The sequence below is a fragment of the Dokdonella sp. genome (genome assembly GCF_019634815.1).
Lineage (GTDB): Bacteria > Pseudomonadota > Gammaproteobacteria > Xanthomonadales > Rhodanobacteraceae > Dokdonella_A.
This window is the reverse complement of sequence record NZ_JAHCAP010000031.1, coordinates 12,013-34,216: the sequence shown is the minus strand read 5'-3', so window position 1 is coordinate 34,216 and position 22,204 is coordinate 12,013. Positions and strand designations below refer to the sequence as shown.

General features: G+C 66.0%; 10 protein-coding genes. 8 read left to right on the top strand and 2 right to left on the bottom strand.

Annotated elements, in window-relative coordinates; all coding sequences use genetic code 11:
• The 3 genes from KF759_RS13000 to KF759_RS12990 form a co-directional block, all read left to right on the top strand.
• Window positions 1-2,119, top strand: a 2,119-nt coding sequence (locus KF759_RS13000) for an MBG domain-containing protein (RefSeq protein WP_291226201.1), incomplete at its 5' end; no start/stop codon positions are given.
• A gap of 173 nt (window positions 2,120-2,292) precedes the next feature.
• On the top strand, window positions 2,293-11,001 hold the full coding sequence (locus KF759_RS12995) for an MBG domain-containing protein (protein ID WP_291226199.1): 8,709 nt from the start codon (window positions 2,293-2,295) through the stop codon (window positions 10,999-11,001).
• A 206-nt stretch (window positions 11,002-11,207) separates the two neighbouring features.
• Window positions 11,208-12,839 (top strand): NAD+ synthase, encoded by a 1,632-nt coding sequence (locus KF759_RS12990; RefSeq protein WP_291226197.1) that lies wholly within the window; start codon window positions 11,208-11,210, stop codon window positions 12,837-12,839.
• Window positions 12,840-12,848: 9 nt separating this feature from the next.
• Here KF759_RS12990 and KF759_RS12985 read toward each other — a convergent pair whose 3' ends face one another.
• Window positions 12,849-13,688 carry an outer membrane protein assembly factor BamD gene (locus KF759_RS12985; protein WP_291226195.1) on the bottom strand — a complete coding sequence of 280 codons (840 nt, stop codon included), beginning with the start codon at window positions 13,686-13,688 and terminating at the stop codon, window positions 12,849-12,851.
• A 161-nt stretch (window positions 13,689-13,849) separates the two neighbouring features.
• On the opposite strand from KF759_RS12985, the gene rluD reads away from it, so the two are divergent.
• The 3 genes from rluD (at window position 13,850) to KF759_RS12970 (ending at window position 17,529) form a co-directional block, all read left to right on the top strand.
• Complete coding sequence (gene rluD, locus KF759_RS12980) at window positions 13,850-14,815, top strand: 23S rRNA pseudouridine(1911/1915/1917) synthase RluD (RefSeq protein WP_291226193.1); 966 nt, start codon at window positions 13,850-13,852, stop codon at window positions 14,813-14,815.
• A gap of 1,455 nt (window positions 14,816-16,270) precedes the next feature.
• Window positions 16,271-17,011, top strand: coding sequence for a peptidoglycan editing factor PgeF (gene pgeF, locus KF759_RS12975; protein WP_291226191.1), 741 nt, complete (start codon window positions 16,271-16,273; stop codon window positions 17,009-17,011).
• On the top strand, window positions 17,008-17,529 hold the full coding sequence (locus KF759_RS12970; RefSeq protein ID WP_291226189.1) for a DUF4166 domain-containing protein: 522 nt from the start codon (window positions 17,008-17,010) through the stop codon (window positions 17,527-17,529). The genes pgeF and KF759_RS12970 overlap by 4 nt, the downstream gene beginning before the upstream one ends.
• Before the next feature lie 30 nt (window positions 17,530-17,559).
• Here the strand turns inward: KF759_RS12970 and KF759_RS12965 are convergent, their stop codons facing one another.
• Complete coding sequence (locus tag KF759_RS12965) at window positions 17,560-18,684, bottom strand: saccharopine dehydrogenase NADP-binding domain-containing protein (RefSeq protein WP_291226187.1); 1,125 nt, start codon at window positions 18,682-18,684, stop codon at window positions 17,560-17,562.
• A 300-nt stretch (window positions 18,685-18,984) separates the two neighbouring features.
• On the opposite strand from KF759_RS12965, the gene KF759_RS12960 reads away from it, so the two are divergent.
• Both KF759_RS12960 and clpB read left to right on the top strand, forming a co-directional pair.
• Window positions 18,985-19,263, top strand: coding sequence for a hypothetical protein (locus tag KF759_RS12960; protein ID WP_291226185.1), 279 nt, complete (start codon window positions 18,985-18,987; stop codon window positions 19,261-19,263).
• A 128-nt stretch (window positions 19,264-19,391) separates the two neighbouring features.
• Entirely contained in the window at window positions 19,392-21,977 is a 2,586-nt protein-coding gene (gene clpB / locus KF759_RS12955; RefSeq protein ID WP_291226183.1) for an ATP-dependent chaperone ClpB, read from the top strand.
• Window positions 21,978-22,204 lie beyond the last annotated feature (227 nt).

The following is a 22,204-nucleotide window of genomic DNA, read 5'->3' as shown; positions in this document are numbered from 1 at the left end:
CACGGTGACGCCGACCGCCTCGATCAGCGAGGAAGGTGGCGCGAGCTGCGTGTTCACGCCCGCGAACGTCGGCCCGAACGTCGGCGACTATGCGGTGAGCGCGAGCTGCACCAGCACCAACTACAGCGCGAGCGGCAGCGAGACCGTGCACATCACGCGCGCGCCGGGCACGCTCGCCTGGGGCAACCTCAACCACGTCTACGACGGCAACACGGTGACGCCGACCGCCTCGATCAGCGAGGAAGGTGGTGCGAGCTGCGTGTTCACGCCCGCGAACGTCGGCCCGAACGCCGGCGACCATGCGGTGAGCGCGACCTGCACGAGCACCAACTACAGCGCGAGCGGCAGCGAGACCGTGCACATCACGCGCGCGCCCGGCACGCTCGCCTGGGGCAACCTCAACCACGTCTACGACGGCAACGCGGTGACGCCGACCGCCTCGATCAGCGAGGAAGGTGGTGCGAGCTGCGTGTTCACGCCCGCGAACGTCGGCCCGAACGCCGGCGACTATGCGGTGGGCGCGACCTGCACGAGCACCAACTACAGCGCGAGCGGCAGCGAGACCGTGCACATCACGCGCGCGTCTGGCGCGGTGACCTTTGGCGCGACCAATTTCGATTTCGACGGCAGCGCGCACGACACCACGGCGGTGATCACGCAGGAGCCGGGCAACAGCAGCGCCTGCACGCTCACGCCGGTCGGCGACTATCCGCGCCTGCATGCGGGCAGCACCACGCTCGCGGCGAGCTGCACCGGTACGAACTACAGCGCCAGCGGCAGCACGACCCTCACGGTGTCGCCAAAAGCGGTGACGCTGGTGCTGTCCGATCTCGGCCCGATTCCCTACGACGGCCAGCCGCACGCCGCGAGCGTTGCCGTCACCGGCGAAGTCGCGGGCTTCCCTGCAGCGGTCGATGTCAGCTATGACGGCAACACCGCCGCGCCGGTCGAAGTCGGCAGCTATGACGTGCTGGCGTCGCTCGCTGCGAGCGAAACCGACTACACGGCGGCCGCGACCAGCGGCGAACTCGTGATCACGGTTGGCGCACCGAGCAGCATCACGATCAATGGCGCAGGCAGCTTCAGTGGTACGGCCGGCCAGCCCCTGGCCGGTGCCTTGCCATCGGTCAAGGTCACCGATGTCGGAGGTCATCCTGTCGCGGGCGTCGCGGTGACGTTTGCCGCGAGCGCGGGCAATGGCACGCTCACGGGTGCCGCGCAGAACACCGACCAGAACGGCATCGCCACGCTTGGCGGTTGGACGCTGTCGCCGGTTCCGGGCAACAACAATGCCAGCGCGAGCGCCGCGGGCGTGAGTGGCAGTGTCGCCTTCGTCGCCAGCGGCGCGGCCGACGCGACGCCGCTCACGGTCTCGATCGACGATGGCCGCAGCGCGACCCAGGTTGGTCGCAGCCTGACCTGGACGATCGAGGTCGGCAATCCGCGCAGCTCCGACGCCGCGGCCGTCCATGTCGTCGCTGGCCTGCCGCCCGAAGTCGATGCCGGCAGCGCACAGTGGCAGTGCATCCCCGCAGGCGACGCCAGTTGCACGGCGAGCGGCAGCGGCGGTCTCGACGACAGCATCGACCTGCCGGCGGGCAGCGGCGTGACCTACCTGCTCACCGCGGCGGTCACCGCCGACCTCGACGGCATGATCACCACCAGCGTCAGCGTGGACGACGGTGTCAACACGATCACGCGCAGCGACGACACCGAGATCGTGATCTTCCGCGATGGTTTCGAGGCAGGCGGCGATGGCGCGCAGACGCGTGATGATCTTGCCAAGCTGGCCGAAGTCGGCGCGCTCGTCGATGGCGGCGCGCTCGAGATCGCCTTCGATCCCGACCACCTCGCAGCGCCGCAAGCCGTGACGCTTGCGCGTGCCGCCGACGGCAGCTTCGCAGTCGAAGCAATCCGCATCGGCACGCAGTTGCTGGTGCGTGTCGTCGCAGGTGGCGCCGGCAGCGATGCCGCGACCGCCTGGAGCGCGCTTGAAGGCAAGCGCTTCGCCCTGCTGCGCGAAGGCGCGCAGGTGGCCTTGCTCGGCGCCGAGCGGGATCTGCGCGTGCAGGCGCCGGCCGATGCCGGGTACACGATCAAGGGAGTTTCGCAGCCATGAACGATGCAACGGTCGATGGCGGTTCGATGCACAAGGTCGGGCATGGGGCGACGAGATGGTTTTGGCTCGCACGAATGCGGCGACGCACGTCGCCAGCGTCAGAGGCGAGCTTTGCTGGCAAGGGTGCGGGCATGACCGCGCAGGATCAGGACGGACGGTTTGAGGAGAAGAACATGCACAAGTCAGGCGAATCCAGCTGGGTAGCCACATTTTGCGCCGTCGCGCTCGGCACATTGGCGTGGGCCGCATCCGCGACGGCAGCGGTCAGGCCGGCAGCAAATGCGGCCAGCGGCGCGATCGGCAATTCCGTCCATGTGGTCGAGACCGGTTTGGATTATCCGGACATCAATGCCGCACTTGCCGATGCGGCCACGCGTGATGGGCAAACGCTGGAACTCGCGCCCGGGATCTATTCGGGCAGCATCGTCCTGACCAAGTCCGTGCATCTGAAGGCGGCCGTCGATGGCGTCGGCGTGCGCGGTGGCAACTTCCACCTCAACGCAGGACCGACCGTGCCGCCTTCGGTGATCATCGATGGCCTCAACGTCAACGCGGTAGGTGTCCAGATCGCCAGCGGCGTCACCGGCGCCAGCGTCAGCGGCCTGGAGGTGCGCAATTTCACCAGCCATTGCGTGGAGGCGGTGGGTGGCAACCACAACACCTTGATCGAGGAAAATTTCCTGCACCATTGCGGTCAGCATGGCGTGCTGGTTTCTGGCGGCGCGCCGAGCGGCATCAATGGCGTGACCATCCGCAACAACGAAATCACCGACATCGGCTTCGGGCCGAACGGCGGCCGCGGCATCGTGGTGTGGGACGGCATCAAGCGCGACATCACGATCCAGAACAATTTCGTGCATGACCTCGTCAGCTGTTGCGGCATCGAGCTGCAGGATGGCGCCGCCACCGGTGCATGGATCCTCGACAACGTGGTCGAGAATGTCGGTGATTCGGGGATGAGCTTCATCCAGCTGACCTCGGGCTCGCCGAGCTTGCGCGCCAACATCGTCCGCAACAACACGATCACCAACACCGGCCGCTTCGGCATCGAGATCAAGATTCCCAACGGCAGCGGCGCACTGCCGGGGCCGGGCGACAGCGGCGATGGTGCGATTCTCGTCGAAGGCAACACGATCGACGGCGCGGGCGTGAAGACCCTGCGCGATCGCGCCGGCATCGCGGTGATTCGCCGCGCATTTGGCGTGTACTCCTACCAGGTCGATGCAACGGCAGGCGTGGTGGTGCGCAACAACACCGTGCACGACGTGCGCACCGACAATCCGGGCAGTTCCTACCGCGGCTACGGCATCGTGGTCGAGGGACTGGCTTCCTCGATCACGGGCAATACGCTCACCGGCAACGACATCGGTTTGCAGGTCCAGCAGGCCAACCAGCCATCCAGCCTGCCGGGTGATTCCAACCAGAACACCGTGAGCGCATGGTTTGCGCGCGGCAATGCGCCGTTCACCTGCGTCACCTACAGCGGCAACACCGCCAGCGGCAACACCCTGGGGGATACGGTTTCGCTGCAACCGGCCGGCGCTTCGATGAGTGGCGGGTACGCCACCAACCAGAACACCGGCGCGACCTATTGCACGATCACCTCGGCGGTGGCCGCGGCGAGCAATGGCGACACCATCGCTGTCGCGACGGGCCTGCACGCCGAAAACGTGGTGGTCGCGCGTCCGATCACCATCGTCGGTGCGGGTCAGGCCAGCACCACGATCGTGCCGGCAGCTTACAACCCCGATTGCGGTGGCGCGCCACTGGGTTCGCAGGGCTCGATGTGCACGGCAGGCGATGCCAGCGTGGTGTTCCTGGTCAAGGCCTCGAACGTGGAGATCTCCGATCTCACGGTTGATGGCATCAACCCGAACATCCCGGGGCACGCCACCGATATTGCTGCACGCAACGGCATCATGAGCGCGACCACGGGCGGCGCATTCACCAATTTCAAGGTGCATGACACGACGATCCGCAACATCTGGCTGCGCGGTCTGTATTCGCCCAGCAACAACGGCAGCTTCGAGTTCCGCGACAACGTGGTCGACAACGTCAAGTCCGATCCCTATGCGTCGCTGGCGATCTTCAACTTCGGTGGCGGCGGCATCATCGATGGCAACACCGTTTCCAATGCCAATGACGGCATCGCCGCGAACTGGTCGCGCGGCACCACCTTCAGCAACAACACCGTGACCGGTTCCGGCGGCGGCGTCCACACCGACAACAACGGCGGCAGCGGTGGCGTTGGTGATGTGATCGAATTCAACACCATCGCCTGCAACGTCGATGACGGTTACGGCATCTTCTCGTTCGCGAACTATCGTGACGTGACGATCCAGGACAACACGATCAGCGCCTGCGCGGTCGGCCTGGGCGCCTTCTCGGGCCGTACCGACGACGCCTCGCCGCTGTTCACCACCCACTTCCTGCGCAATCAGGTCGATGGCACGGGCGCCACGGTGTCCACGCCGGGTGACACGACCGCCGGCGCGTGGCTGAGCACGACCTCGTTCAATTGGGGCCATCACGACAACCAGGCGGAGCTGGCCAACAACCGGTTTACCGGTTTCGATGTGGGCGTGATCACCGACCGTGGCAGCGGCAAGAGCCTCAACACGACCGCCAACGTCAACCGCATCAGTGGCAACGCCACCGGCTGGAGTGACAATGGCGATGCCGTCAATGGCAGCAACGGCAGCAGTGATTTCAGCAACAACTGGTGGGGTTGCAATGCCGACCCGGCAGCGCCCAGTGCGGGGTGCGACGCCGCGCAGGGTGTTGGTGCAAGTTCGCCGTGGCTGGTGCTGAGCCTGCCCGCCTCGCCGATCAACATCGCCAAGGGCGCGACGATCAGCATTGCCGCAGATCTCAATCACAACTCCGCGGGTACGGCTGTCGACACCAGCAACCTGTTCACCGACGGCACCTCGATCGCGTTCGCAGCCAGCAATGGCGCGAGCGCGACCTCGCCGCAGGCGACCACGGGCGGCGTGGCGACGACGAGTTTCTCGGGTCTGCTCGCAGGTTCATCGACGGTGACCGCGAGCTTCGAAAACGCGGCGCCGACCGTGCTGGTGCAGATCACGCCGGCGGCGATCTCGCTTGATGGGCCGCTCACGCGCACCTACGACGGCAGCGCGCAGGTGGTCACGGCCACGACGTCGCCTGCAAACCTTCCCTACAGCGTGATTTACGACGGCAGCCCGACGCCGCCGACCGCTGCTGGCAGCTATACCGTGGTCGCCACGATCACCGACAACTGCTGCGAAGGCACCGTCACCGGCACGCTCGTGATCAATCGTGCGAACACCACGATCGAGTTCGTTCCCGATCCGGCGAGTTTCGTCTACGACGGCAACACGCACGCGGTCACCGCGCGCCTGCTCGCCGAGCCGGGCATGCCCTGCTCGGTGGGCGGCACGGTCGGGCCGAACGTGGGCAGCTATCCGCTCAGCGCTGCCGCCTGCACCGGCAGCAATTACCAGGCGCCGGCCAGCAGCACGAGCGCGAGCGTCACGCCCCAGCCCACCACGATCAGCTTCTCGCACCTGGTGCAGGCTTTCGACGGCTCGCCCAAGTCGGTGGTGGCGACGACTGCGCCGACGCCGAATGTGGCGCTGACGATCACCTACAACGGCAGCCCGACCCCGCCGACCGTGATCGGCAGTTACGCCGTGGTGGCGACGGTCAGCGATGGCAATTACAGCGGCAGCAATACCGCGACCTTGCAGATCGTGTCCGGCACCTCCGACATGGCGCTCGTGCTCAACGGCCCCGTCGATCCGATCCATGTGGGTGACACCGCGCAGTACGCCGCGACCATGCTGGCCAATCCGGCGCTGCACACCGGCGAGCACTTCGGCTATCGCGTGGAGCTGACCAAGTCGGGCGGTGCGCCGTTGGCCTTGAGTGACCTGGCCACGATGGAAGTGTTCTACAACGGCGTGTGGGAAGACGCGACGACCTTCTTCGGCTCGATTCCGTTCGTGCTCGATCCGATCACGCATACGCTCACCTACAACTTCCCCGACGGCATTCCGGGCTATTCCAGCGGCTTCCCGATCCTGGATCCCAGCTGGACCTGGAATGTCCGCTTCAGCTTCGCGACCGTGGGCACCTACACCGTGACCGCGACCCTGACCGACGGCATCGCCGGTCCGGACATCAGTCCTGCCGTGGTCGGTTCGATCGCGACCGTGGTGTTGCCGGAATTGCCGCCGACGGACATCCATATGGCCCTGACCGGCCCGGTGGGCAGCATCGAAGTGGGCAGTGTCGCCGGCTACACCGGGACGATGACCGCCGATCCGTCGCTGCACGTGGGCGACAAGTTCGATGTGCGCACGACGATCGCCAAGACGGGCGGCAATCATCCGCTGGCGGCGGCTGACCTGGCGTCCATCGAAGTGTTCTACATGGGCTCGTGGCAGGCGCTGCCGCCCGGCGCGTTCACCCTGGTGGGCAACGAGCTGGTGATGGATTTCCCCAACAGCCTGATCGGCGATGGCTTCGAGATCCAGGATCCGGTGTGGACGTGGAACTTCCGCGCCAGCTGGGCCGATACCGGCGTCTACACGATGACCGCGCAGGTGATCGACCATGCCCAGGTGATGCTGGCCAATCCGGATGTGTTCGCCACGGGCGCGATCTCCACCACCGTGGTCGCGGCCACGCCGCACCTGCCCGACATGGCGCTGCTGCTGAACGGTCCGCTCGACCCGGTCGAGCTGGGCAGTGCGGCGCAGTACACCGGAACGATGCTGGCCGAGCCTTCGCTCTACACCGGGCACACCTTCTTCGTGCGCGTGCGCCTGAGCAAGAACGGCGGCGTCGATGCGATGACGGCGGCCGACCTGGTCAAGATGGAGCTCTACAACGGCGGCTGGTTCGACGCGACCAGCCAGCTGCAAGCCGAGCTGCATGTCGACGGCAATGACCTCGTCTACCTGTTCCCGCAGCCCAATGCCGCATTCCCGATCATCGATCCGGTGTGGAGCTGGAACTTCCGCTTCACCTACGGCAGCGTGGGCGTCTATGGCGCGCAGGCCGACGTGATCGACGCGGCCGACGCGGGCACGATCGGCGATGCCATCGCGGCGCCATCGCTGGCGCATGCGCAGATCGACACCACGGTGATCGACACGCCGCAGATCAGCCTGCAACTGCAGGGCGCGGTGGTCGGCACGGTGGGTACGCCGGTGCAATACGTGGGCACGCTGCGCGCCGATCCGCTGCCCAATCCGGCCAACCTCTACTTCGTGCAGGTGCGCCTGCACAAGAGTACGGGTCCGGCGACGGTGAGCGACATCAGCAAGATGGAAATCTTCTGGGGCGGGCAGTGGGTCGATCCGACCCAACCGCCCTACAACCTCAGCCTGCCCTTCACGCAGGATGGTGGCGACCTGGTCTACCTGTTCCCGAAGCCGATCATGGACAACGGTTTCCCGATCGATGAAGCCGAGTGGAGCTGGCAGTTCCGCTTCACCTTTGCCGATGCGGCCGTGTACACGGCGACCGCGACCGTGGTCGATGCCGGTGCTCTCACGGCAGTCGCCGATCCGGTCTCGATCCAGACCGATATCGGTCCGATGCCCGACGACATCCGACTGGATCTCAATGGTCCGGTGGCAGGCGTCGAAGAGGATGTGCCGGCCGCGTACACGGGCCGCCTGCGCAACTTTGGTGGTGCCCTGGCCGAGAACGGCTACGTCAAGGTGCGCATCGAGATGAGTGGCGAAACGCTGCTGGTCGGCGATGTCGACGCCGAAGTCTGGGACGGCAGCGCCTGGGTTGCGGGCAGTTTGACGGCGGTCAATGACGGCCTGGAGGTCGACTTCCCCGATACCGCCGGTTTCCCGATTCCGGCCGGCTTCGACTACACCCACCAGTTCCGCATCACCTACCACCGCACGGGCGTGTTCCACGCGCTCGCGGCAGTAATGGGCGCGGTGTCGGGTGATGTGCATGCGAGTGCGGAGATGTTCACCGAGGTGGTGGCGCGCAGCCCGGTCACCGCCAGCGTGAGCTTCGATCCGAACTCGCTGCATGCCGTGTACGACGGCGCTGCGCACGCCGCGCTCGCGTCGACGTCGCCGTCGGGTTTGACCCTGGTCTACACCTACAACGGCAACAACACCGCGCCGACGCAGGCGGGTTCGTACGTGGTCGTGGCCACGATCGACGCGGGCAATCCGGCCAATGCGCCCTACGTGGGCTCGGCCTCGGCGATCCTCACGATCGACAAGGCGACGGGCACGGTGGGCTTTGCACCGTTGACGGGTGCCTATGGCAGTGTCCACGCGGTCACGGCGACGCTCAGCCCGGTCGATGCCAATTCGACTTGCTCGGCGGTTGCGGGTGTGCCGGCGCAGAATGCAGCGGTCGGCGTTTACTCGGTCAGCGCGAGCTGCACCAGCGACAACTACGCGGCCAGCGGCACCGCGAGCTACGCGGTCACTCCCGCGGCTGCAGGCAACACCGGCATCACGCTCACGGGTGGCAGCTTCGTCTATGACGGCGCCAGCCACGCGGCGACGGTGGCCAATCCGAACGCAGTCGCCTACACCTTGAGCTACGACACCGGCAACGGTTCGGCGCCGATCAACGCGGGCAACTGGACCGCCACGCTCACGGTGACCGATCCGAACTACACCAGCGAGACGCTGACCGCGCCGGTCACGATCACCCAGGCCGACGTGAGTCTGGTCTTCGGCGATCTTGCCCACGTTTACGACGGCACGCCCAAGGCAGCTTCGGTGGCGACGGTCCCGGCCGGCGTGACCGGTGTGAGCCTCGGCTACGCGCCGGATGCGATGCCGATCAATGCGGGCAGCTACCTGGTGACGGCGACGCTGTCGAATCCGAACTACAGCCTCACCGGAACGACCACGGCGACCCTCGTGATCGCCAAGGCTGTCGGTGCGGTGAGCTTCGGTGCGACCAATTTCAGCTTCGACGGCTTGCCGCATGACACCACGGCGGTGATCGCGCAGGAAACCGGCACGAGCTGCACGCTCACGCCGGTGGGCGACTATCCGCGTACGCATGCGGGCAGCACCACGCTCGCCGCGAGCTGCGATGGCCAGAACTACACGGCCAGTGGCAGCACCACGCTGACGGTTTCGCCCAAGGCGGTGACGATCGCGCTGTCGGGCCTGGGCACGTTCAGCTACGACGGCAACGCGCATGCAGCCAGTGCCAGCGTGACCGGCGAAGTCGCCGGTTTCCCGGCGACGACCGTGATCACCTACAACGGCAGTGGAACGGCACCGTCCGACACCGGCAGCTACAACGTCGTCGCGGCGCTCGATGCGGGGGTTACCGACTACACGGCCATGCCGGTGAACGGTCTCATCGTGATCGGTGCGGCCAATGCAACGGTGACGCTGTCGGATTTGTCCGCGGTCTATGATGGCAATCCCCATGCCGCCACGGTCGTGACCGATCCGGCTGGCCTGACGACCAGCGTCACCTATGACGGCAGTGCCACGCCGCCGACCAATGCCGGCAGCTACACCGTCGTCGCGACGATCACGCAGGCCGGCTACAGCGGCAGCGCGAGCGGCACGCTCGTGATCGCCAAGGCGCCGGCCACGGTGACGCTCAATGCCGCCGACCTGCTGCAGACCTGGGGCTCGACCCATGCGGTGGGCGTGACCACCGACCCGGCGAGCCTCGCCACCAGCATCACTTATGACGGCAATGCCGGTGAACCCGCGAACGTGGGGTCTTACAGCGTCGTCGCGGTCGTTACCGACCCCAATTACACGGGTTCGGCCAGCGGCACGCTGGTGATCACGCATGGCGATCCGGCGCAGATCTCGGTGGTCGGCAGCGCGATGTTCAGCGGCACTGCAGGCCAGCCGCTGGTCGGGCCGCTGCCCACGGTCAAGGTCACGGATGCGGGCGGCAATCCGGTGCCGGGCGTTGCCATCACCTTTGCTGCGGGCGCCGGCGACGGCAGCCTCAGCGGTGCCACGCCGAGCACGGACCAGAACGGCCTCGCCTCGCTCGGCGGTTGGACGCTCGATGCCGCGCCCGGCACCGACGTGGTCACTGCGACCGCGGCGGGCGTCGGCGGCAACGTGACGTTCAGCGCCACCAGCACGGCCGATTCGAGCGGCTTGGCCGTCAGTGTGACCGATGGTCGCGTGGCCACCCAGGTCGGTCGCGTGCTCACCTGGACGATCATGATCGGCAATGGCGGCAACTCCAACCTTGATGGCGTCCATGTCGAGGATGCGCTGCCGGTCGAAATGGACGCCAATGGCGCGCTGTGGCAATGCATTGCGATCAATGGCGCGACCTGCGCGGCCAGCGGCAGCGGCGATCTCGACGAAATGATCGACCTGCCCGCGGGAAGCAGCGTGGTCTATCTGCTGAGCGCGACGGTGGTCCAGGACGTCGACGGAATGATCGAGAACATGGTCAGCGTGACGCATGGTGGCAACACCATCGTGCGTACCGACCAGACCGAAATCGTGATCTTCCGCGATGGCTTCGAGATGTACGGCGATGGTTCCTCGCCGCGACCCGAAGGCATGCAGCCGATCGCACTCGGTACGCTGGGCGACGACCAGCCGTTGATGTTCGCGATCGAGCCACAGCAGCTTCCGTCGCTGCAGCGGGTGTCGATTGCGCAGGCTTCCGACCGCAGCTTCACGGTCGAAGCGATCCGCATCGACGGGGTCGCGTACCTGCGCCTGATCGCACGCGGCGACGCTGGTGAGGTCACGACCGAGTGGAGCGTGGTCGCAGGCACGCAGTTTGCGCTGCTGCTCGATGGCACGCGCCTGGCTCTGGTCGGTGCAGCTGCCGACCTCGACCTGGAGCTCGCGCACGGCGGCAGCATCGCGGTCAACGGCGCCGGTCCGATGTGAGGATCGGAAAAGCGGGCAGGGGGTGGGCGCCAGCCGCCTCCTGCCCCGACCGCAGACAGACGCGTCACACCAGTTTCTTGTCGAGGCCGGGCGAAACCCGGCCTCTTTTTTGCCGAGGATTCCCGATCCCGCGGCGGCTTCGATTGGCAGACCGCATCCACTCGCTCGGCTATCATCCGCGCTCATCACCCCGCCCGGATCGCTGCATGTCTGCCTTGCGTATCGCGCTTGCCCAGTTCGATTTCCCGGTCGGGGACCTGGCGGGCAACCAGGCGCGCATCCTCGCCTTGATCGCGCAGGCGCGTGACCTGCACCACGCCGATCTCGTGCTGTTTCCCGAACTCGCGCTGTCGGGCTATCCGCCCGAGGATCTGCTGCTGCGGCCGGATTTTCTTGTCGAATGCGCCGCCGCGATCACGCGCATCGCGGCCGCTGTGCACGGCATCGTCGCCGTGGTCGGCTGGCCCGAAGCCGACGGCGCGGTGGTGTTCAATTCAGCCAGCGTGCTGCGTGATGGCGCGATCGCGACCACCTCCCGCAAGCGGGAGTTGCCCAACTATGCGGTGTTCGACGAGCGCCGCTATTTCGAGGTCGATCGCGACGCCGAGCCCTGCGTGTTCGAGGTCGGCGGCATCCAGGTCGGCGTGGTCATCTGCGAGGACATCTGGTTTGCCGAGCCGGCGGCGCGCATCGAACGTGCCGGCGCGCAACTGCTGTTGGTGCCCAATGCCTCACCGTTCGAGCGCGGCAAGCAGGAGCAGCGCGATGCCCTGCTCGCCGCGCGCGTGGCCGAGACCGGGCTCGCGATCGCCTATCTCAACACCGTTGGTGGTCAGGATGCATTGGTATTCGATGGTGCTTCGGTGCTTGCCGATGGCGCCGGCCATATCCACGAGGCCGCGCGCGCCTTCGAGGACCATTGGCTGATTGCCGATTTCGATGCGGACAAGCGCCGTTTTCGGCAGTTGCTGTGGCCGACCGACAGCGATGCCGGCGCGGCTGCGCTCGCTTGGCGTGCCCTGGTTCGCGGCACCCGCGACTATTGCCGCAAGAACGGTTTCGATACCGTCTGGATCGGCCTTTCGGGCGGCATCGACTCGGCGCTCGTGCTCGCGATCGCGGTCGATGCACTGGGCGCGGACAAGGTGCGCGGTGTGCGTCTGCCCTCACGCTTCACCTCGGGTCTCAGCAACGATCTCGCCAGCGAGCAGGCGCAGGCGCTCGGCGTGGAACTGCTCACCTTGCCGATCGAGGCACCGTTTCGCGGTTTTCTGGATGCGCTCGCGCCGGCCTTTGCCGGCCATGCCGTCGATGTCACCGAGGAAAACCTGCAGTCGCGCTGCCGCGGCGCCTTGCTGATGGCGCTGTCCAACAAGTTTGGTGGCCTGCTGCTCACCACCGGCAACAAAAGCGAATACGCGGTTGGTTACGCGACGATCTACGGTGACATGTGCGGTGGCTATGCGCCGCTCAAGGACCTGTACAAGACCGAGGTTTACGAGCTCGCCCAATGGCGCAACGCAGTCGCCGGGGCGCCGATCATTCCGCGTGCGGTGATCGAGCGTGCGCCGTCGGCGGAGTTGCGCGAGAACCAGACCGATCAGGACTCGCTGCCGCCTTACGATGTGCTCGACGCGATCCTCGCCCGCCACATCGACGCTGAGCAATCCGCAGCCGAAATCGTGCGCGCGGGCTTCGACCCAGTCACTGTCGAACGCGTGCTGCGTCTGGTGCGAATCTCCGAATGGAAGCGCCAGCAGGCCGCGCCGGGGCCGAAGGTGTCGCGCCGCGCATTCGGTCGCGAGCGTCGCTACCCGATCACCTCGGGCTGGCGCTGAGTTCCGTATTTACCGGCTCGACAGCGGGATCAGCTTCCACCAGTTCGAGCGGTAGTGCGGCCACTTGCCATGCAGGGCCGGGTGCTCGGGATAGTTGAGCTCGAGCACACGCCGGGCATCGTCGGCCAGTTGCTGCTGGCCGAGCTTTGCATAGCTCTCGTACATGATCGCCAATGCATCGCCGACCTGCGGGGTCTGCGGGAAGGCTTCGATGATGTCCTTGGCGCGGTTGGACGAGGCGACGTAGGCCTGGCGCTTGAAGTAGTACAGCGCGATGTTGAGGTCGGACTGCGCCATCGTGTTGCGCAATGAAATCATGCGCTGGCGCGAATCGGCGGCGTAGACGCTGTTGGGGTAGCGGCTGAGCAGGGCGCCGAAATCATCGAAGGACTGTCGCAGGTTGGCCTGGTCGCGCTTGGTCATGTCCTGACCGATGTAGCGTTCGAAAAAGCCGGCCGAGCGGTTGAAGTTGATCAGGCCGCGCAGGTAGTAGGCGTAATCGACGTGACGCTGCGTCGGATAGGTCTTGATGAAGCGGTTGATGGTCGAATAGGCATCGTCGGGCTTGTTGTTCTTGTACTGCGCATACGCCAGGTTGAGCTGCGACTGCTCGGTGTAGGCTCCGAACGGGAAGCGCGAGATGAGGCGCTGGAAGGTGCGTGCGGCCCAGTCGAAGTTGCGCTTGTCGATCGCCTCGACACCTTGCGAATACAGCTCCTCGACGGACTTGGTGTCCATCGGGTCGCCCTTCCTGGCGCCGCGGTTGAATATCGAGCAGCCGGCCAGCAGGGCCAGCAGGACGACGAGCGCGAGGCGCAGGAGAGACTTGGATCGGGACGGGACTCGCATGCGGATGGCGTGCTCTGCGATGATGGGAGGAGGAATCGCCCGGCGGGGCGCGGCCATTGCCGCGATGCCGATGCGGCGCACCCGGGTGCGCCACGCGAAACCGTGATGATAACCCGAAACTTTGCCGGCGCTGGAAGCGTCGTCGCGCACGGACCGTGTTCATGACCCCGACCCAATCAATGCTGAACGCGACGATTCCGCCCGAACTGGCCGGCCGCCGTTTCGATCAGGCACTGGCCGAGCTGTTCCCCGACTATTCGCGCTCGCGCCTGACCGCCTGGATCAAGGCCGGCGCGGCGCGGCTCGACGGCGCCGTGGCGGCGCCGCGCCAGACGGTGCTCGGAGGCGAGCAAGTCGAAATCACGGTGCTGATCGAGCGCGAGATCGGCGCCCAGGCCGAGGCGATCGATCTCGACATCGTGCATGCCGATGCCGATGTCATCGTCGTCAACAAGCCGGCAGGCCTGGTCGTCCATCCCGGCGCGGGCAATCCCGCGGGGACCTTGCAGAATGCGCTGCTGCATTTCGACCCCGCACTCGCGGCGATCCCGCGCGGCGGCATCGTCCACCGCCTCGACAAGGACACCTCGGGCCTGATGGTCGTGGCGCGGTCGATGCGTGCCCATACCAGTCTGGTCGAACAGCTCGGCGAGCGCGACGTGCACCGCCAGTATCTCGCGATCGTCTACGGCGCGATGGTCGCCGGTGGCCGCGTCGATGCGCCGCTCGGCCGCCATCCGCGTGATCGCCTCAAGCAGGCGGTGCGAGAGGATGGCCGCGACGCCGTCACCCATTACCGCGTGCGCGAACGTTTCCGCAGCACGACCCTGGTCGAGTGCCGGCTGGAAACCGGCCGCACCCACCAGATCCGCGTGCACATGGCGCATGTGCGCCATCCCTTGCTGGGCGACTCGCAATACGGCGGACTGCTCAAGCTGCCCAAGGGTGCGGGCGAGGCGCTGGTCGCGGCGATGCGCGGCTTCAAGCGGCAGGCGCTGCATGCCGAGAAGCTCGAGTTCCGACACCCCGGCACGGGCAAGCTTGCCAGCTTCGAAGCGGCGCCCCCCGCAGACATGCAGGGCTTGCTCGCCGCGCTGCGCGAGGACACGCGCGAACAGGGCGCGTGAGGGCGGGTGTCGGCTCAACGCCGACTTTGTCGTGCCTTGTGCGTGTGTACGAAGACCGACCCACGTCCGCATGGGGTCGTCCCGGATCCCTGCGCTTGGGAATTTCGGCTTGCGCCGAGGTTTTGGGTTGCCCTGGTCGTGTTCGGTTGCGCGAGAACCGACTCACGTCCGTATGGGTTCGTCCCGGATCCCTGCGATTGGGCGTTTCGGCTTGCGCCTGAGTTTTGCCTTTTCTTTGTCGTGTTCGCTTTTGCGAAAACCGACTGGCGTCCATGCCTGTTCGTCCCGCATCCGCGCGCTCTGGCATTTCGGCTTGCGCCGAAAGATTGCGTTGTCTTGGTCGTGTTTGGCTGCGCGAGAACCGACTGGCGTCCGTGCCTGTTCGTCCCGCATCCCTGCGGGCCGGTGGCTTTCTCTTGCTTGCCCAAGAGAAAGTCACCAAAGAGAAGGGCACCCTCACGGCCGTGGTCCCGCGCGCATCGTGCGCGCGGGACTGCGCAGACGCGCTGCGGGGTTTGCCGACCGTGCATCCGTGCACGCACGGCAAACTCGGCGCGATCCATCGCGCCGCCCCAGCGGGCCTGATCTTCGCGCGCCTGCCGCGGCCCAAAGGGGCTGAAAAGCGCAGGCGTGGGCATCCTGCCCGCACACGAAATTTGGTCGGTCGACTGTCGATGGCGTTCGTACGTGTTCGTCCCGCATCCCTTCGGTCGGGGACTCGGCGTGCGCCTTGGCCATGTGTTTGCCGTGGCTTGTTCGGCTTGTCGAAAACCGATTGGCGTCCATGCCTGTTCGTCTCGCATCCCTGCGGTCGGGGACTCGGCGTGCGCCTTGGCCATGTGTTTGCCTAGCTTTGTTCGGCTTGTCGAAAACCGACTGGCGTCCGTGCCTGTTCGTCCCGCATCCCTGCGGTCGGGGACTCGGCGTGCGCCTTGGCCATGTGTTTGCCTAGCTTTGTTCGGCTTGTCGAAAACCGATTGGCGTCCGTGCCTGTTCGTCCCGCATCCCTGCGGGCCGGTGGCTTTCTCTTGCTCGCCCAAGAGAAAGACACCAAAGAGAAGGGCGCCCCTCGCAGCGCCGCCTTGCGCGCATCATGCGCGCAAGGTCCGCAGTCGATGGCCGGTTGCGCCGACAGCACCTCCCTGTGCCGACGGCGCAATGCGCGCGCTCCATCGCGCGCACCCTGCGGGCCTTTCGGTCATCGCCCGCCGCCGCTGAAGGGGATTGGAAGCAGCGCGCTCCTGCGCGCCAAAACAAGAACAGCGCGCCCAGGCGTTGGCTGCGCCATTTGATCCGATCGCGGCCCTGCATCTTGCGCGCTGCCGTGGCAATACCCAACCATAGAGCCGGCAGTGATGTCTTCAGGGAGCCGCAGGTGACTGAACGTTTCAACCGGTGTGCGTGCGGTGCGCGATTCAATGCTGTGCAGAGCATTGCTGTCAGGAATTGCCGCTGATGGATGGATTCCTTGTTCCGGATTGGCCAGCGCCCGCGCAGGTTCGCGCGGCGGTAACCACGCGCGCGATTGCGGGCGCCTCGGCCGGGCCGTTCGCATCCTTCAATCTCGGCGCGCGTTGCGGTGATCAGCCGCAGGCGGTCGCGGCCAATCGCGAGAGTTTGGCGCGGAAACTGGCATTGCCGGGTGCGCCACGTTGGATGCAGCAGGTGCACGGCATCAGCGTGCTCGATGTCGATGCGGACGTGGCCGAAGATGAGCCGAAGGCCGATGCCGCGGTGAGCCATCGGGCGGGTGTCGTCCTCGCGGTGCTCTCCGCCGATTGCCTGCCTGTTCTGTTCTGTGCCGACGATGGCAGCGCAATCGGCGTCGCACATGCGGGCTGGCGCGGTCTTGCGGCGGGCGTGCTCGAAGCAGCGGTTTTCGCGTTGGGCGCAGCGCCTGAGCGTTTGCTCGTGTGGATTGGTCCGGGCATCGGCGCGGCCTCGTACGAAGTCGGCGAGGAAGTGCGCGCGGCCTTTGTCGAGCACGATGGCGCTGCCGGCTTTGCGTTTGTTCCGACACGCCCCGGCCATTGGCACTGCGATCTCGCCGCGCTTTCGCGCCGGCGCCTTCTCGCCTGCGGTGTCGAGCGGGTGAGTGGCGGAAATTTCGATACGTTCAGAGATCCGCGCTTCTATTCGTTTCGCCGAGATCGCGAAACGGGCCGCTTCGCCAGCCTCGTGTGGATCGCGCCGTGACCAGGCTGTTCCCTCAGTTGCTCGGCAGTGCCTTCGTCGAGCTTGCGCCGCGCGTGCAGGAACTGCATCGACGCGACGGTACGCAACACTATCGTGGCGAAGTCGAAGTCGAGCGTGGTCGCAGCCCACTCGCGGCGCTGTGCGGCTGGGCAACGCGATTGCCGCCGGCCGGCCGTGGGCCGATCGAAGTCGAGATAATCGTTGATGCGCAGAGGGAGCGCTGGACACGCCATGTCGGCGCGCACGCAATGCGCTCACGTCTGTGGGCCGCGGATGGCTTGCTGCACGAGCGTCTGGGCCTGGTCGAGTTCGGTTTCCGCCTGTTTGCTGACCAAGGTGTCCTCAAATGGCAGGTGGCTTGCGTGCGGGTACTGGGTCTGCGTTTGCCGGTGCGTTGGTTCGCGGGCGTTGCGGCGCATGAGTTCGAGCGCGATGGGCGCTATGGCTTCGATGTGCAGGCTGCGCTGCCCTTGGTAGGGCCATTGCTGCGCTATCGCGGCTGGTTGGACGTGAATTGAGCCTGGCGGACCTTGGCCGGCAGAACGCAGTCAGGCCAGGGTTTCGAGTGTGGTGGTGACGGCAAAGCCATCGAGCGCCTCGAGAAATTCATCGAGCGTGAACAGGTCGAGGCAGGCGCGTGCACCACTGCCGGGCAGTTCGCCGCGCGCGAGCTTGCGAGCGAGAACCACCGCTGCAGTTGCGGGTACCTGCGGGCCATCGCCGTTGGCAGCAATCAGACGCCAGCGCAGGTGCAAGGGTTTGTCGTCGAGGCCACGACCGCGCATGTCGATTTGCATGAGACCGACATCGCTGCCGGCGCCGAGCCAACGGTTGCTCAGCGCGAGCAGGGCGGAGGCGCGGCGCGGCAGGTTGCGCAACAGACCGCAGCGCACTGCCCAACTCGCGAGCCACAGGCCGAAGTGCATGCGGCGCAATTCGAGGCCGGCGCGAAAATCGCACGTCGCAAGCTGCGGCCATCGTGCGGGCAACACCGACAGGTCCGGTACTTCGCAGCGCGCGAGCCAGCGCGCGCCGGTCGCCGGCGTGTACACGAGTCGCAAGGATTGCCAGCCATGCACGCTTCGCCAACGGCCATTCTGCAACTGCAGGTACGGGCGACCGACGTAGCCGAGGATTGCGCGTGTGGTGGCCAGGCCGCGTTCGCTGCGATTGCCTGGACTGATCGCACTCTGGATGGATCGGAGACAGGCAAAGCGTTCCTGCACCGCAGTGATGACTGCGCCGCTCAGTCCCGGCACGCTGCTGGCGCCGGCAATCGCCCAGCGACCGGCGCGGCGTGCTTCCTCGTCGAGCGCGCCAATTGCACTCACGAAGTCGCGCGCGTCGGCGAGGTCGACATAGTGGGCACCTGCGGCGAGTGCGGTTCGGGCCACGCGGTAGTCGCGGCCTTGGAACGGCCCTGCGCAATGGATCACCAGATGCGGGGCCTGCTCCGCCATGCGCTGGTCGAGCGTGTCTGATTCCAGATCCATCACCCAGTGTGAAATCTCGGCTCGCGCTGTCTGTCCGAGCCGCGCGCACAGTTGGCGTGCCGGCGCGGCATGGCGTCCGGCAATGAGGAGTGCGAGATCGGAATCGCTGGCGAGCGCGGCGGCGATGCGGGCGCCGAACTGGCCATAACCGCCGAGCAGGAGAATGCGGTACTTGGGCATCGGCCGATTATGCAGGGCGGCTCGCGAGCGAAGACGCTCGGTTCGGCTGCCCGTGTGCATCCGGGTGTCTCGATTGCTCGACCCGATTCATCCGACGGGTGTCGGTTCCTGCGGCGTGATGCAACGGCGTGCCCGATCCAAAACCACGGGGCCAAGGCCCGGAATGCAAAGTATTGGAGATACGAATCCTTCTCGGTGGCATCCGCGCACTTTTCAACCGGGACCTGCCCATGTCGATGTTCAAACTGCGCCATCCACCGATCCGCTCGCCGCTCGCCGCTCGCCGTTGCACTGCTGCTCGTGCTTGCCGTTCCAGCCATCAGCCACGCCGAGCCCGAGGCGCAGACCTTCGACACAGTCCGCGTGCAGGGCAACGAAGCGCCCAAACATGCGACCGATGCGCGCTCGGCGACGCGCACCGACGCGATGCTGCGCTGGCGCGGCGGCGAGCACGAACTCGCGCTCAACCTGCGCAACCTCGGTGACATCGACTGGATCGAGAGTGCGCAATCGACCAACCAGACCATGCCGGGCACGCCACTGGCGGCCACCCTGAGCTGGCGCTACAACTTCCGCTGAGTCAGCTCGGGCCGGGCCTGCGTGTGCGCGCTGGCGCGCAGGCCCGCCGCCCTTGAAACCGCTGCATGCAACCGCATTGACGAAGACATCCCGCGGCCGGTGGCCGCACACAGATCTCTGGTGTCCCGATGCGCATGGACAAACTCACCTCGCGTTTCCAGCAGGCACTGGCCGACGCCCAGTCGCTGGCGGTCGGTCGCGACCACAACATGCTCGAACCGGCTCATCTGATGAGCGCCTTGCTCGACCAGCAGGGCGGCTCGACCGCGCCGATGCTCACTCAAGCCGGCGTCAATGTACCGGCGCTGCGCACCCGCGTGGGGCAGATGCTCGAGCGCCTGCCGCGCGTGAGCGGACAGGAAGGCGATCTCAACGTCGGCAACGAGCTCAATCGTTTGCTCAATCTCACCGACAAGCTTGCCCAGCAGCGGGGCGATGACTTCATCGCCTCGGAGCTGTTCATCCTCGCGGCGCTCGACGCCAAGGGTGAGCTGGCTGATGCGCTCAAGGCGGCCGGCGCGAACAAGGCGAATCTGGAAGCGGCGATCGACAAGCTGCGTGGCGGCGCCAAGGTCGACAACCAGGCGGCCGAAGATCAACGTCAAGCGTTGGAAAAATACACGATCGACCTCACTGCGCGCGCCGAGAGCGGCAAGCTCGATCCGGTGATCGGTCGCGACGAGGAAATCCGGCGCGTGATCCAGGTGCTCTCGCGTCGCACCAAGAACAATCCGGTGCTGATCGGCGAGCCCGGCGTGGGCAAGACCGCGATTGCCGAAGGTCTGGCCCAGCGCATCGTCAAGGACGAAGTGCCCGAAGGACTCAAGGACAAGCGCGTGCTTTCGCTCGACATGGGCGCGCTGATTGCGGGCGCCAAGTTCCGCGGCGAGTTCGAGGAGCGCCTCAAGGGCGTACTCAATGACCTCGCCAAGCAGGAAGGCCAGATCATCCTGTTCATCGACGAGCTACACACGATGGTCGGCGCCGGCAAGGCCGAGGGCGCGATGGACGCCGGCAACATGCTCAAGCCCGCACTCGCGCGCGGCGAATTGCACTGCATCGGCGCGACCACGCTCGATGAATACCGCCAGTACATCGAAAAGGACGCAGCGCTCGAGCGGCGCTTCCAGAAGGTCTTCGTCGGTGAGCCGAGCGTGGAGGACACGATCGCGATCCTGCGTGGCCTCAAGGAGCGCTATGCCGTGCACCACGGTGTGGAGATCACCGATCCCGCGCTGGTCGCGGCAGCCACGCTGTCCAACCGCTACATCGCCGACCGCCAGTTGCCCGACAAGGCCATCGACCTCATGGACGAGGCTGCTTCGCGCATCCGCATGGAGATCGACTCCAAGCCCGAGGAGCTCGACCGCAAGGAGCGGCGCCTGATCCAGCTCAAGATCCAGCGCGAGATGCTCAAGAAGGAAAAGGACGAGGAATCGCGCCAGCGCCTGGCTGATCTGGAAGACGACATCGGCGCGCTCGAACGCGAGTTCTCCGATCTCGACGAAGTCTGGAAGGCCGAGAAGGCCGCGCTGCACGGCGCCACCCAGATCAAGGAGCAGATCGAGCAGGCGCGTCAGGAACTGGAGAACGCGCGGCGCAAGCAGGATTACACGCGCATGGGCGAAATCCAGTACGGCAAGCTGCCCGACCTGGAGCGCCAGCTCACCGCCGCGCAGGCCGCCGAGCAGCAGGATTTCAAGCTGGTGCAGACGCGCGTGACCGCCGAGGAAATCGCCGAGGTGGTGAGCCGCTGGACCGGCATCCCGGTCAGCAAGATGCTCGAAGGCGAGCGCGAAAAACTGCTGCGCATGGAAGAGGAACTGCACAAGCGCGTGGTTGGTCAGGATGAAGCCGTGCGTGCGGTCGCCGATGCGGTGCGCCGTTCACGCGCGGGCTTGTCCGATCCCAATCGGCCAAGCGGTTCGTTCCTGTTCCTCGGTCCCACCGGCGTGGGCAAGACCGAACTGTGCAAGGCGCTGGCGAACTTCCTGTTTGACAGCGAAGAAGCGATGGTGCGCATCGACATGAGCGAGTTCATGGAGAAGCACGCGGTCAGTCGTCTGATCGGTGCGCCGCCCGGCTATGTCGGTTACGAGGAAGGCGGATACCTCACCGAAGCGGTGCGGCGCCGTCCCTACAGCGTGATCCTGCTCGATGAAGTCGAGAAAGCACATCCCGACGTCTTCAACGTGTTGCTGCAGGTGCTCGACGATGGCCGCCTCACCGACGGCCAGGGTCGCACGGTGGATTTTCGCAACGCCGTGATCGTGATGACCTCGAACCTCGGTTCGCAGATGATCCAGGAACTGTCGAGCGATGACGAAGCGGCCTACACGCAGATGAAGGCGGCGGTGATGGGCGCGGTGCAGGCGCATTTCCGCCCCGAGTTCATCAACCGGCTCGACGAGATCGTGGTGTTCCGTTCACTCGACAAGAGCCAGATCCGCGCAATTGCGCGCATCCAGATCGCCGCGCTCAACAAACGCCTGGGCGAACGCCAGCTCAAGCTCGAAATCTCCGACCGGGCGCTCGACCTGCTCGGCAATGTCGGTTTCGATCCGGTCTATGGCGCGCGGCCACTCAAGCGTGCGATCCAGCAGCAACTGGAGAATCCGCTGGCGCGGGAAATCCTCGAAGGCCGTTTCCAACCCGGCGATGGCGTGCGCGTGGACGCCGAAGGTGGGCATCTGGTGTTCTCGCGTCAGGCCTGAGACCTGCCGCGACGTGCGATCGTCTGCGTCGGATGAAACACGACGCAGACGGAGGGAATGGTGCGCCCATCTGTCGCGCGGGGCACGAGCCCATCGCCTTGGCATGAAAAGGCTTGAAACGCGAAGGGCGCGAAGAACACGAAGATGAAGAATGTGGGCCCTTGATCATTCTTCGTGACTTTCGCGACTCGGGCAGGCCTTCATCCCGGCGAGAGTCGCCGCAATGT